This window comes from Mycobacterium sp. 1245852.3 (genome assembly GCF_001669335.1).
GTDB classification, from domain to species: domain Bacteria; phylum Actinomycetota; class Actinomycetes; order Mycobacteriales; family Mycobacteriaceae; genus Mycobacterium; species Mycobacterium europaeum_A.
In genome coordinates, this window is record NZ_LZLL01000262.1 from 1 (window position 1) to 701 (window position 701).

At 59.6% G+C, this 701-nt stretch carries 1 protein-coding gene; it reads left to right on the forward strand.

The window, feature by feature from the left end; all coding sequences use genetic code 11:
* A partial coding sequence (locus A9W96_RS11495) for an MCE family protein (RefSeq protein ID WP_156765201.1) occupies positions 1–701 on the forward strand: 701 nt, incomplete at both ends.

Genomic DNA, 701 nt, shown 5'->3' on the forward strand with positions numbered 1-701 from the left:
TGACGATGATTGCGTCGCGGGCCGGTTTGGTGATGGATCCGGGTTCGAAGGTGACGTATAACGGGGTGGAGATCGGCCGGGTGGGGTCGATTGCGGAGACGGTGCGTGATGGGAAGCCGGCGGCGAAGTTCACGTTGGAGGTGTTTCCGCGGTATTTGGCGTTGATTCCGGCGAATGTGAATGCGGATATCAAGGCGACGACGGTGTTTGGTGGCAAGTATGTGTCGTTGACGACGCCGGCGAATCCGTCGCCGCAGAAGATTTCGTCGCGCACGGTGATCGATGCGCTGTCGGTGACCACCGAGATCAATACGTTGTTTCAGACGATCACGTCGATCGCGGAGAAGGTGGATCCGATCAAGCTGAATCTGACGTTGAGTGCGGCGGCGCAGTCGTTGTCGGGGTTGGGGGAGAAGTTCGGTCAGTCGGTGGTCAACGCCAACGTTTTGCTTGATGATGTGAATCCGCGGATGCCGCAGGCGCGCAAGGATATTCAGCAGTTGGCGGCGTTGGGTGATACGTATGCGAATGCGGCGCCGGATCTGTTCGACTTTTTGAACGACGCGGTGATCACCGCGCGCACCCTCAATGCTCAGCAGAAGGATTTGGATCAGGCGTTGTTGTCGGCGGCCGGGTTTGGTAACACCGGTGCCGAGCTGTTCAACAAGGGTGGGCCGTATCTGGCGCGCGGCGCCGCCGAC